The 13,359-nt window shown below is 38.4% G+C and carries 11 protein-coding genes; 5 read left to right on the top strand and 6 right to left on the bottom strand.

The features are described from left to right. Nucleotides 1-50: 50 nt before the first annotated feature. Both BEN71_RS19135 and BEN71_RS07895 read right to left on the bottom strand, forming a co-directional pair. Nucleotides 51-218, bottom strand: a complete 168-nt coding sequence (locus tag BEN71_RS19135) for a hypothetical protein (protein WP_161553508.1) — start codon at nucleotides 216-218, stop codon at nucleotides 51-53. Between the two features lie 30 nt (nucleotides 219-248). Beyond that, on the bottom strand, nucleotides 249-659 hold the full coding sequence (locus BEN71_RS07895) for an SRPBCC domain-containing protein (RefSeq protein ID WP_068976069.1): 411 nt from the start codon (nucleotides 657-659) through the stop codon (nucleotides 249-251). Between the two features lie 201 nt (nucleotides 660-860). On the opposite strand from BEN71_RS07895, the gene BEN71_RS07890 reads away from it, so the two are divergent. From BEN71_RS07890 to gltP, 5 genes are all read left to right on the top strand, one after another. Then, the gene (locus BEN71_RS07890) at nucleotides 861-2,381 is read left to right on the top strand and encodes a TolC family protein (protein WP_406565270.1); all 1,521 of its coding nucleotides are present in this window, start codon (nucleotides 861-863) and stop codon (nucleotides 2,379-2,381) included. 12 nt (nucleotides 2,382-2,393) lie between these two features. Then, nucleotides 2,394-3,608, top strand: a complete 1,215-nt coding sequence (locus tag BEN71_RS07885; RefSeq protein WP_068976071.1) for an HlyD family secretion protein — start codon at nucleotides 2,394-2,396, stop codon at nucleotides 3,606-3,608. 2 nt (nucleotides 3,609-3,610) lie between these two features. Next, nucleotides 3,611-4,747, top strand: a complete 1,137-nt coding sequence (locus tag BEN71_RS07880) for an ABC transporter permease (RefSeq protein ID WP_068976072.1) — start codon at nucleotides 3,611-3,613, stop codon at nucleotides 4,745-4,747. Further along, a complete protein-coding gene (locus BEN71_RS07875; RefSeq protein WP_068976073.1) occupies nucleotides 4,737-5,861 on the top strand; it encodes an ABC transporter permease in 1,125 nt (374 codons plus the stop codon). The genes BEN71_RS07880 and BEN71_RS07875 overlap by 11 nt, the downstream gene beginning before the upstream one ends. Before the next feature lie 276 nt (nucleotides 5,862-6,137). Next, complete coding sequence (gene gltP / locus BEN71_RS07870; protein ID WP_068976074.1) at nucleotides 6,138-7,427, top strand: glutamate/aspartate:proton symporter GltP; 1,290 nt, start codon at nucleotides 6,138-6,140, stop codon at nucleotides 7,425-7,427. An 89-nt stretch (nucleotides 7,428-7,516) separates the two neighbouring features. Here the strand turns inward: gltP and BEN71_RS19450 are convergent, their stop codons facing one another. The 4 genes from BEN71_RS19450 to BEN71_RS07855 all read right to left on the bottom strand — a co-directional run bounded on the left by BEN71_RS19450 (nucleotide 7,517) and on the right by BEN71_RS07855 (nucleotide 13,345). Beyond that, nucleotides 7,517-7,642: a KGW motif small protein gene (locus tag BEN71_RS19450; protein WP_264757111.1), complete on the bottom strand. Its 126-nt coding sequence runs from the start codon at nucleotides 7,640-7,642 to the stop codon at nucleotides 7,517-7,519. Between the two features lie 117 nt (nucleotides 7,643-7,759). Further along, nucleotides 7,760-8,500, bottom strand: coding sequence for an abortive infection family protein (locus tag BEN71_RS07865; protein ID WP_068976075.1), 741 nt, complete (start codon nucleotides 8,498-8,500; stop codon nucleotides 7,760-7,762). An 85-nt stretch (nucleotides 8,501-8,585) separates the two neighbouring features. After that, nucleotides 8,586-12,422: a phosphoribosylformylglycinamidine synthase gene (gene purL / locus BEN71_RS07860; protein WP_068976076.1), complete on the bottom strand. Its 3,837-nt coding sequence runs from the start codon at nucleotides 12,420-12,422 to the stop codon at nucleotides 8,586-8,588. 185 nt (nucleotides 12,423-12,607) lie between these two features. After that, nucleotides 12,608-13,345 carry a hypothetical protein gene (locus BEN71_RS07855; protein WP_068976077.1) on the bottom strand — a complete coding sequence of 246 codons (738 nt, stop codon included), beginning with the start codon at nucleotides 13,343-13,345 and terminating at the stop codon, nucleotides 12,608-12,610. Between the last annotated feature and the right edge of the window lie 14 nt (nucleotides 13,346-13,359).

Here is a 13,359-nt window from a genome sequence, read left to right as displayed (position 1 = left end):
CTTAACTCACCATCTTTCGAGATAAATCATGGTAAATTTCCTGCAAGTACTTAAATGGATTGATTATTTTTAAGAAACTCTACAGTATTGCAAGAAAACAACCATCCAGTCTCAATATCACCTTTAATACCGTAAATCATGCAGTCCGTACCATTATCTTGTGATATTTTGCTCAACTCTTTATCTAGTAATTGTTTTGCTATTTCAAATTCAATCATTCATATCCTCATTAACATGAAAAACAAGCTTTACGATTTACTTTCCACATAGCGTTTAAAATTATCCAAAATCGCCTGCCAACCTGCTTGTTGTTGTTCAAGTGGATATTGATTTTCAGGATCAAATGTAATCGTCATCAGCACACCTTCATTTTGTTGTTGAAATAAAATTTCAGCATTCCGTTCACCAAAGGAATAGGCAATTTTTTCATGTGAAATAACCTCTGTATAGACTCCTGCAAAATCAAAACCCATACTGCCATCTTTGGCTTCCATTCGATTTGAAAATTGACCACCGACACGCAAATCATTCTGAGAATTAACTGTGTGCCAATCAGGTGAAGCGGTATTCCATTGTTGAATATCTTGTGGATTGTTATACGTATTCCAAACCACATCGATTGGCGCATAAACCCATGATTGTACTTCGATTCGAGCCATTTTTATTTTCCTTATCTTTTAGCCTAAAACTTCATTTTTAACTTAGCCCTCATTTAGTGGGGCATTCGATTATAGTAGTTGAAATGAAGATTATTTTTATGTATTTAACCAATTCAAACAACAAAATAATACAGTTCATTTTTTACATTTAAGTTATTTACTCTACATCTTTCCATGTAAACTAGTTTTAAATTTAGTCAGATGAAAAAGATGATGCTGATCAAATCACACCATTTAAAAAAACAAAAAGTATTCTTTTCTGCACTGCAAAAGTCACACTATTCATGTGGCCTCATACTTCTTTGTTTAGCAGCACCACTCAGCCATGCTGAAAATATTAGCTATGCACAAGCCGAGCAATTTTTGCTTGAAAACTCATATACAACTCAGACCAATAATGCGCTAAACCAAGCTTCCAAACTGCAAGCTGAAGCCGTTAAAAATATTGGATTACCCCGCGTTGACCTAAATGTGCGTGCTTATAAATTTCATACTGAAACAGATATTCCATTAAACAGTGTAAAAAATAATTTAGAGCAAACACTTTCACAAGGCGTCAGTGAACGTGTTGATCAATGGCAAACTGAGCAAAATATTCCTTCCGACATTACCGATCCGTTAAAGCAAGGTTTAACTCGGGGCATTCATAGTGGTATTGGACTTATTCCAGATACAGCAAATGTCATACTCGAAGATGAAGTTGTACGCCCCACTGTTTCAGTGATGATGCCTCTTTATACTGGTGGATTAACGACAACAACAAAACACATTGCCAATTTAAAAGCAGAACGCAGTCAAGTTGATGCCAAACAACAACAAGATATGCAACGCTTTGAAATCATTCAGGCATATTTCAATGTGCAATTACAACAACAACTTTTACAAGCAAGTCAAACAAACCTTTTAGCCATGCAAAACCACTATGACAATGCACTCAAAATTGAGAAGCAAGGTTTTATTAGCAAGGGGCAACGCATGCAGTTTGAAGTTGCACGAAATAATGCCGAACGCACACAACAAAGTAATTTAAGTAATTTACATAGTGCACAATTTCAACTCAAAAATTTACTCAATAAACAAAATATTGAACAATTGACCACACCACTTTTTGTCAATAAACAGCAAAGCCAATCGTTAAATCAACTTCTAGCATCTTATCCAGAAACCTCAAATCTTGTGCGTAAAATGCACATGGATACACAACTTGCTCAGCAAAATGTCAAAATGCAAAATGCAGCAAAAAAACCGACGCTATTTGCTTTTGGTGAATATAGTTTAGATCAAGATCAAAATTGGATCGTGGGCGTTGCCGCACGTTATAATTTATTTTCAGGCATTGATAAGAATAAAAATGTACAAGCTGCCGAATTACAACGTTATGCGACTGAACTTATGACTGCTCGAACACAACAGGAAATTGAGAATATTATTTATAAATCTTATAGTGAACTCAGCACGGCACAACAATCGAATCAACTCTTACAACAAAATGAACAAGCAGCATTAGAAAACTTACGCATTCAACAATTGTCATTTAAAGAAGACATGGGCACTGCGACACAAGTCATTGATGCACAAAACCAATTAAGTTTGCTCAAAACGGAAAAAGCCATCAATGCTTATAAATATGTGATGTCACTTGCAAGCTTATTACACAGTCATGGCTCAATAGATCAATTTAAAAATTATGTAAATCAGTCGAATACTGATTATATTCGTTAAGTGGAGCACGACATGAATCAAAATGAAGTTGATCAAAACAACGTAAAGCAAGATCAATCGACTCCCGATACAGATCCAACCACTGCAACGCAGAAAGATGCACAGCAAAATAGCGACAATACTGAGCAGTCCAATCCATCATCAGAGCAACCTTCACCTGAATCTTCTTTATCAGAACAACTTCATTCTACAAAAAGCGATCATGTCCAAACTGCGGAACAAACAGCGCAACAACCCACAAAAAAGAAACTAATCATTGCTGTGTCTGCAATTGTACTGATTGCCCTACTCGGCTTCATTGCTTATGGTTTATGGAAAAGTTATCAACCTAAAACTGTCGATGTACAAGGTCGTGTTGAAGCTGAAACTTTACATGTCAGCACCAAAGTCCCGAGTCGCATCGAGGGTATTTTTGTCAGTGATGGACAAAAAATAGAAAAAGGTCAGCTTCTCGTCACATTAAGTAGTCCAGAAATAGATGCAAAGAAACAACAGGCACTCGCCAGCCTTCAATCTGCCCTTGCCTTACAATCCACCGCAGATCGTGGTTCACAACAAGAAAACATTGATAGCTTATACGCCAATTGGCAGAGTTTAAAAGCTCAACAAAATCTTGCAAATACCACCTATCAGCGTGGCGCTAATTTGTATGCCCAAGGGGTCATTTCCCGCCAACGCCGTGACGAAATGCATGCAGCCGCTCAATCTGCAACTCAAATGACAGAAGCGGCTTATCAACAATATGCACGTGCTAAACGCGGTAGCACAAATGAACAAAAATCGACTGCTGATGCACAGGTTGAAATTGCCAAAGCAGCTGTCGCTGAAGCCAATGCCTTAGATGCCGAAACCAAACTCTTTTCTCCTGTTACAGGCACAGTCTCTAAAACCTATGGCAAACCTTCTGAATTGGTTGCTATGGGTGTGCCGATTGTTAGTATTATTCAAGATGAAGAAAAATGGGTGAACTTAAATGTTCGTGAAGACCAATATGCACAGGTCTATCAAAGTAAGACGATTGATGGCTATATTCCTGCACTGAATAAGACCGTTGCATTCGATATTAAAAATATTGATGCTGAAGGTGAATTTGCCACGATTAAAACCACACGTCAGACTGGTGGCTACGATATTCGTAGCTTTAAAGTCAAACTTACACCAAACCAGCCACTTGCTGATTTAAAAGTCGGTATGAGTGTTATTTTTAAATTAAAAGAGAGCCAATAAACATGTGGGCAGGCATGTTAAGAGAACTTCGTTACCTAATTCAGCATAAGTGGGACTTATGCTTAGTCACGCTTGCCCCACTTTTTGTCATCGTTTTATTTGCATGTATGTTTTATGAGGGTAAGGCTGAACATTTACCTATTGCAATTATTGATCAAGATCACAGCGAACTTAGCCATAAAATCGAGGAATATTTAAGTCATAACAGTGCAATTTCAATCCATACAATTACAGATAATCCGAATGAAGTTGAACGACTCATTAATCAGACTCAGGTTTGGGGTTATGTACATATTCCCAATGGTGCAGAACAGCGTCTAGTTCAAGCGCAGGATGCACAGATCAGTATCGCGTTTAACCAATCTTATTTTAGTATCGGTAATACAATCTCATCTGCCATGTTAATGTCTTCCGTAGAAGCCATCAGTGACTTTAGTAAAAATACATATTTAGCAAATAAAATACCTTATGTTGAGTTTCCTACAGCCAATGTAAAAATTTCTCCCTTATTCAATCCAAACCTCAGTTATGAACTTTATTTAGAACCGTTTTTAATTCCAGCAATTTTGCATCTACTCTTATGCTGTTGTGTAGCGTTCTCAGTGGGTCAAGAACTTAAATATAAAACCACTCATCAATGGGTCAATCAACAATCTGTTTTTAGCGCATTATTGGCTAAAAATTTAGTCTATGTGCTGATTTTCTGCTTTTGGACTTGGCTATGGATGTTTTGGTTGGTTGAAATACGTGGATGGTTTGTAGCAGGTAGCCTCTGGATGATTCTGATAGGACAATTTTTACTGTATTCGGCTTATGCCTTCATCAGCAGTACAGTGGTACTCGCAACACAAAATCTGTCTAAAACCTTTGGCTTTATTGCGGTCTATGGAGGATCATCTTTAAGTTTTGCAGGTGTTACGCTTCCCCTAAATAATGCACCTATTTTTACAAAGTTTTGGGCCAATATTATCCCTTATACCCCCTATGCAAAATTACAAACAGAACAATGGGTGGTGGGTAGTCCGATCATGATTTCAATGATCCCTCTAGCTATATTATTCGCTTATTGTGTTTTTTATTACTTCATTGCAAGTGTACTTCTTAAGAAGAATCTTAAAGGAGCAGCACATGGCGCATAATCATCACGAGCCTTTCTTTAAAGCACTTTTAAGAGGTTATCTGCAAACCTTTAAAAATATATTTAAAAACTCATCTATTTTTACCACGATGGTTTTATCCATTGTGCTCTATAGTTTTTTTTATCCAACCGCTTATAAAGCAGAAACTGCTGAAAATCTGCCGATAATTATTGTCGATGAAGAACAAAGTTTTCTAAGCAACACGATTATCTCCCAAGTTGCCAAAAGTCCTAATGTCAAAATTGCAGAAGTTACTGGTAATTTTGAACATGCCAAACAAATGATTCAGCAACAAAAAGCAGATGGTATTTTGTTACTGCCTGAAAATTTAAGCAATAGTGTTATGCGTGGTGAAACTGGTGGTATTGGTTTATATCTCAGTAGTGCATATTTTCTAAAAACCAAAGAAATTGGAGTTGGACTTGGTACTGCTATCGAAAATACCATTGCAGAACAGATGCAAAAATTTGGCAAAGTAAGCCATTTTCATCCAGCAATTCCGATTCATCAAATCCCATTGTTTAACACATTATCAGGTTATGGAAGCTATATTTTCCCTGCGATTGCCCCACTCATCATTCACCAAACCATTGTTTTGGGGCTGTGTATGTTGATTGCAGGTTATCGTGAGCAAAAATGGAGGGCAAAAGCCCCTGAATTTTTTGGCATATATTTAGCAGCACTGAGCATAGGTTGTATGGGCTGTTTCTATCTATTTGGTTTTACCTTTTGGCTGAATGATTATCCACGTGGTGGGAACTTTTGGGGCATGCTCTTTGCTGTACCTATCTTTATCAGTTGCGTGATTGCTATGGCAATGGTTTTAGCCAGTTATCTTGATATTTCTGAGCGTGCAGGACATTTGATCGTGTTTACCTCCATTCCGCTGTTTCTGCTGTCTGGTGCAGCTTGGCCACTCCAAACCATGCCGACATGGATGCAACATTTTTCTAGTATTTTACCTTCCACACAAGGCATTAATTTATTTATTCAACTTAATCAAATGGGTGTACCAAGCTCTACCATAGTACCTAAATTGATTTATCTGGTTTGCTTAACATTTGTTTTGATGATTTTGGCGTATTACAGATTGAGTAATACTTATAAAAAATAAGCATCAATATTCTAACTATTATTTATGTAATTAATTAAACTAAGCAATCCCATTGAATCATTAAATTAAACTGAATTATTTTTAAACAATCAAACACATTTTCGACAAAAATGTTAGTAATACGCACAAAAATAGCGTCAAAATAGACCATTTTCGAAATACTCTGAACATTCAGAATCTCCCAAATACAACTCCCACAGTACTTGTCGGGGGATTTTTTGCGTGTTTGTCATAGAGTTTTCCTTTTCGCCAAAATCTGAATTTTAAGGGCTCAGTATGAAGAAAATGAAAATTAGCCTCGCTTGGCAAATTGTTATTGCGCTCTTCTTAGGTATTCTTGTTGGTGCATTCCTGCACAACACTCCCGAACTTCGCGGTGATATTGTTGCGAATTTCTTACAACCATTGGGTAAGATTTTCATCAATCTTATTAAGATGATTGTCGTTCCGCTTGTGCTTTCCATGCTGATTTTAGGGATTGCCAATGCTGGAGATAGTAAAAGTGTCGGTAAACTTGGTTTTAAAACCATTGTTTATTTTGAGGTAATTACTACAGTTGCAATTATCGTCGGCTTAGTTGCTGCGAATGTGTTCCAGCCTGGTGCTGGTATTGATATGTCTACACTGACCACTTCTGATATTTCTCAATACGAACAGACAAATAGTGATGTCAATGAACATGCGCATGGCATTATTAATGTCATCCTTTCAGTAATTCCACCAAATATTTTTACAGCAATGAATGATGGGCACATGCTGCCAATTATTTTCTTTGCTGTGATTTTTGGTATCGGTTTAGGTTCTTTGGCTAAAGAAACTAAACAGCCTTTAATTGATGTGTTAAAAGCTGTTTCTGAAACAATGTTCAAAGTCACTCACATGATCATGATGTTTGCACCTTTTGGTGTATTCGGTTTGATCGCTGCAACTGTTGCTAACTTTGGTTTCAGCTCTCTTGTTCCACTCGTCAAACTCGCTGCTCTGGTTTATGGCGCAATCTTATTCTTTATCTTTATCGTATTAGGTTTTGTGGCTAAATTCTGTGGATTCAGTATTTTCACGCTGATCAAAATCTTAAAAGATGAATTAATCCTCGCCTACTCAACTGCGAGCTCTGAAACCGTTTTACCCCGTATGATGGAAAAAATGGAAGCTTATGGTGCACCGAAGTCAATTACTAGTTTTGTCGTACCAATCGGTTATTCGTTTAACTTAGATGGCTCTACACTCTATCAAAGCATTGCTGCGATCTTCATTGCACAGCTTTATGGTATCGACTTATCAATCGGTCAACAAATCACTTTAGTGATTACGCTTATGCTAACATCTAAAGGAATCGCTGGTGTACCAGGCGTGTCTTTCGTAGTGTTATTGGCAACTTTAGGTAGTGTCGATATTCCGCTTGAAGGGCTTGCATTTATTGCAGGTATTGACCGTATCTTAGATATGGCGCGTACTGTGTTGAATGTGATTGGTAATGCACTTGCTGTTCTTGTGATTAGTAAATGGGAAGGCAAGTTCGATACTGAAAAACAAAAATCTTATAATTTTGATGCAACGCATTAATTTTAGGATTTGAGATAAAAACCACCTTCGGGTGGTTTTTTATTAAAGTACAAAACCTAACTGTATTTTTGCCAATCCAAACAGCAAATCTATGCAAAAAAATAAGCAGTTAAAATAATAAATATTTGCAAGCTCATAATGGCACAGAACCACATCCAACCTTTTTGGCGTAATGCGACCCGATCTATACTCTGATAATTGACTGTTTTTATCATTTTAGCACCCTCATTTATTCTTCACTGAATTGATAAGATATGGAGCAAAAAATCTATCCTTATCTGAACAATTTAAATGAAGCAAAAAATAAACCAAGTTTTCAAATGTAACAATATTTATTCATTTTTTAAATTCCACGATGAAAAAAGAAAAACTGCCATAGTGCCTGCCAAGTTCACAGCTAATTCTGCATGTCTTGCAGATGGTTTAAAATTTTTCTTTCCTTGACCATGTGCATCACCTACTTTATTTCTTAGAGAACCTAATCCTTCAACTATTGAAGTACACCCTCCCAAGATTTGTTTAAAGGTTTGCTCCGTATGCTGAGATGGTGATAAATTTAATTCCTTTCCTACTAATCTATAAAGTTGATTAATATCAGGTGAATTTCCATATTCAACTTTGTATTCATCAAGAATATATTTGCATGTGGATTCTAAAAGTGTTCGTGCTAATGTGATTGCACCTTCTGGATCAGATGATCTTCTTTCTAGTGCTTTCTGCCAAATATTGTGAATATATTCTGAATCTATCTTATGAACAATATCCGTAACAAGCTGGTCAGATGGAATTAAATCATTTAATTCAAGTTTATCTAAAATGGGTTGAAACGATTTCCAAATAAACTCACGGCGTTCACCATAAGTTGCATATTCATATTTTATATATTGCCAAAATTGCTGTAAATTTCTGCAAGTCATCACATATTTTGGTAATAAACCCTTAACGTCTAATTCCTTAAGTAAATAAAATCTCAATGTTTCATACTCTGAACTGTTTTCATTACTTCCAGTAGCATGAGCAATAAGTAAGTTTTGCATACTTTCTACTTTAAGAATTTTTTCTCGGTTGTCCATATTAAATTTTTCATAAATTTTAAATAAATATATAATTTTAAAAATAAAAAAACCACCTTAAGGTGGTTTTTTTATTCGGTCAAATTCAACCAATAAACTTACGTGCATTACGGAACATACGTAACCATGCACCATCTTCAGTCCATTCCTCAGGTTTCCAAGAATGCTGAATTGCACGGAAGTTACGCTCAGGATGCGGCATCATAATCGTTGCGCGACCATCTTTCGACGTCACACCAGAAATCGCCTCAGGCGAACCATTCGGGTTCATCGGATACTGTTGAGTTGCATTACCCTGACTGTCTACATAACGTAAGATCACCTGATTACCTGCATTCAACGATGCAAAGTTCTCAGCAGTAGTATCAGCACGACCTTCACCATGTGCTACTGCGATTGGTAAAATTGAACCTTCCATACCTTCTAAAAGAATAGATGGAGATTTTTCAACTTTAACGTTCACAACACGCGCTTCAAACATTTCAGACGTATTACGACGGAAACGAGGCCAGTTATCAGCACCTGGAATCAGTGGAGCAAGCTGTGCAAGCATCTGACAACCATTACAGATACCAACAGAGAAGGTATTGTCACGGTTAAAGAATTTTTCAAACTGATCACGTAGTTTTGGATTGAACAAGACTGATTTAGCCCAACCACCACCTGCACCTAATACATCACCGTAAGAGAAACCACCACACGCCACTAAACCTTCAAAGTCATCTAAATCAATACGACCTGAGAGTAAATCGCTCATGTGAACATCGACAGTGTTAAAGCCAACTTTGTCGAATGCCGCAGCCATTTCCACATGACCGTTTACGCCTTGTTCACGTAAAATCATCATGTTCGGACGACGTTCATTGATATACGGCGCTTCTACAGGTTCATTCAAATCGAATGTTGGTAAGGCAATAATACCTTTATGGTTTTTATCAGTAATCAATGAATATTCAGAATCAGCTGTTTCAACATTATCACGTAAGCGCTGGATCTGATGAGAAACTTCAGTCCACGCCTGTTGTAATTCAGCACGTTCAAGCACTAAACCATTCACAGATAACGTGTCTGAATCATTCACTGTACCGACAACAGCAATCGCATCTTTCAAGCTTGAAGCAGCAACTTCGTCTGCCAGAGTTACCCAATCTGCTTTAGAAATCTGCAATACTGCACCAATTTCTTCTGCAAATAAGCTTTCAGTCGATTTATTTTCAAGTGCTACACCTAAGCGTGAAGCAAACATCATTTCAGCAACTGTCGCAAGTAAACCACCATCACCGATGTCATGGTACGCTTTGATCAAGCCACGGTTGTTCCAGTCCTGAACCAGTGCAAAGAATGCTTTGAAATCGTCAAAACTGTCTACGTCAGGTGTCACTGAACCGATTGCCTTATAAACCTGTGCAAGGATCGAACCACCTAAACGGAACTGACCTTTAGATAAATCAATGCGAACCAGTACTGAATCTTCATTTTTCAGTTCAGGTGTCAATGTTTTACGTACATCTAAAACAGGTGCAAATGCAGTGATCACGCCAGACATTGGAGAAGTTACAGATTTGTCTTCGCCTTCGTCATTCCAAGTGGTACGCATTGACAATGAGTCTTTACCCACTGGAATTGCGATGCCGAGTGCAGGACACATTTCCATACCGATGGCTTTTACGCCCTCGAATAATGCCTGATCTTCACCTTTCTGACCCGCAGCTGCCATCCAGTTTGCAGACAGTTTAATGTCACTGATCTGTTCGATATTGGCACACATAATGTTAGAAATAGATTCAGCAACTGATAAACGAGCTGAAGCAGCAGGATTCAACAATGCCACAGGTGGACGTTCACCCATTGCCATTGCTTCACCTGTATAGCCTTGTAAGCTAGTGGTTGTTACAGCAGCATCTGCCACTGGAACCTGCCAGCGACCCACCATCTGATCACGTGCAACCATTCCTGTAATCGAACGGTCACCAATGGTGATCAGGAATGATTTAGACGCAACCGTTGGATTTTTTAAGACACGGAAAATCGCATCTTTTAAATCAGTTACTTGAGCCGCAGTAAAATCATCGCCTTTACGTTCAATTGTTTCGTATGAACGGCTCATGCGAGGTGTACCACCAAGCATCACCTGCATTGGCATATCCACAGCTTTGTTATCAAACAATGGATCGTTAACAGTCAACTGACGTGCTTCAGTTGCTTCACCAAGAACAGCAAATGGGCAACGTTCACGCGCACAGATGGATTCAAATAATTCTAAAGATTCTGGTTTGATCGCAAGGACATAACGTTCCTGTGCTTCGTTTGACCAGATCTCCATTGGAGACATACCTGGCTCTAAGGATGGAATCTTACGAAGATCAAGGATTGCGCCTAACTCGTGATCATTAACAAGTTCAGGCATTGCATTGGAAATACCACCCGCACCCACATCATGTACAGATACGATTGGGTTGAAGTCTTCCATGCGCCAGCAGGCATCGATCACTTCCTGACAACGGCGTTCCATTTCTGGGTTTTCACGTTGAACTGAAGCAAAATCAAGATTTTCGCCTAATTTACCACTGTCTACAGAAGACGCTGCGCCACCACCTAAGCCGATGAGCATTGCAGGACCACCGAGAACGATCAGTAAGTCACCTGGTTGAATCGCATCTTTTTCAACATGGTCAGGACGGATGTTGCCGTAACCACCTGCGATCATGATCGGTTTATGGAAACCTTTCACATCACCATTTACATTCTGTTCAAATGTACGGAAATAACCATTCAACGCAGGACGACCAAATTCGTTATTAAACGCTGCACCACCTAAAGGACCATCAATCATGATCTGTAAAGGTGAAGCCATACGTGATGGTTTGCCGTAGTTGTCTTCCCAAGGCTGTTCAAAACCTGGGATATTTAAGTTAGAAACTGTGAAACCTGTTAAACCTGCTTTTGGTTTACCACCACGACCTGTTGCGCCTTCATCACGGATTTCACCGCCTGAACCTGTCGCTGCACCTGCAAATGGTGCAATCGCTGTTGGATGGTTATGGGTTTCCACTTTCATCAGAATGTGAGCGGCTTGACTCTTGTATTTATAAACGTGGTGACCTGTCGCTTCGTCTTTTTTCGGATAGAAACGTTGTGTATCAAAGCCCACGATTACAGATGCGTTGTCTTTATATGCTGACAATACGTCTGTTGGAGATTCTTTATAGGTATTTTTAATCATCTGGAACAAAGACAATGGCTGAACTTCGCCATCAATTGTCCATTCAGAACCAAAGATCTTATGGCGGCAATGTTCAGAGTTTGCCTGAGCAAACATCATCAGTTCGATGTCGTGTGGGTTACGACCCAGTTTATTAAATGCCGCAACTAAATAATCAATTTCTTCATCAGACAACGCAAAACCAAACTCAGAGTTTGCTTTCACCAGTGCATCTTTGCCCTGACCTAAAATATCAATTGAATTTAAAGGTTTTGGTGCAGTTTCAGAGAATAATGCAGCAGCGTCATCAATCTGATTGAAAACACTTTCCGTCATACGGTCATGTAAAACCTGTTTAACTTCATCAGATACGTCAGAAATACCCTTTAAAGTAAACAAAACACCGCGTTCTAGGCGGTGTACAGGCGTATTACAGTTGGCAAAAATATCAGTTGCCTTAGATGACCACGGCGAAATTGTACCGACACGAGGTGTCACTAAAATCTGGACTTCGTCACTTGCAGCTTTGCGAACTTCAAACGATGCGCCATCGTTTAAAAGCTGTAAAGCAGATTGCTGTTGTTGCTCGTTGAGCGCTTGGTCGAAAAGGTAAACCCATTGGCTTTCTATTGATTGAACAGAACTGATTGACGCAAGGCGTGCTAATAGTTGTGTTTGCTTAAAAGAAGAGTGTGCAGGTGCACCGGCAACGATAAACATGCTGTTTTTGGCTCCACGGGCAGGTCTAGACAACCTACCGCAATGTGACTTGAAGAGAGCGCATATTCTACTGTGAAAGCAAGTTTTGAGCTAGTCATCTCTGACTTAAAAAATTAAGTTTTCTTCGTTTAAAATGCTCTATTTACTTTGACTTTCAAATTCAAACATGATTCGTAACAATTGATTTACTTGACTGAATAGCTGAATTCACCTGTCTGTGCGTTTTCTTTGGCAATGATGCCACTCTTTTTATAAAACACATCACCACAAGAAATATCTTCTTCTATTCCACCGTCAATACTAAATGAAAGCTGAACATTGACATGATGTAGATCAGGATGCTTAGTTGATGAATCTATAAAAAATGCATCTAAACTTTCCGTGTTGTAACAGACATACACTTTTTCAGCTTTGCCATTTTTATTCAGGTCAATACTGTAACGATGATCTTTATTTTGAATGAGTCGATCTGATTTAAGGGCAATAAAGTTAATTAAATCTCCCTCGCGACTGATGGCATAAGCGTATTTTTGAGTTTCAGTAGCGAAACCACTTTGACAATTTTTAACTGCTTGCCCGAGTTTCACTTTTTCGACTTGAAGGTCTTCTTTACTAAACTCAGATTTACCATTGATTTCACTACTTGCTGAAATTGCCCAATAACTTTTCCCTTCTGCATGAGCATCATCCGTCCAAACACAATTTTTAGGAATAATCTGATCGCCATCGGTTTGAAATGCAAAAGTCGCTATAGGCAAATCTAGTGTTTCAGGTTTTGCAGGAATACTTTCTTCAATTTGAGAATGCTCTTTTTCAGCCTTGTTCTGTGTTTCAGCGTCTGGCTTTGAATTAAGCTGTTTTTGCTCAGATTGACTACAAGCGGATAAAAGAAGTGCGCTCATCAATACTAATTTTTTAGTCATATTACCTTTTGAAT

The sequence above is a fragment of the Acinetobacter wuhouensis genome (assembly GCF_001696605.3).
Lineage (GTDB): Bacteria > Pseudomonadota > Gammaproteobacteria > Pseudomonadales > Moraxellaceae > Acinetobacter > Acinetobacter wuhouensis.
This window is presented reverse-complemented; position numbering and strand designations above follow the sequence as displayed.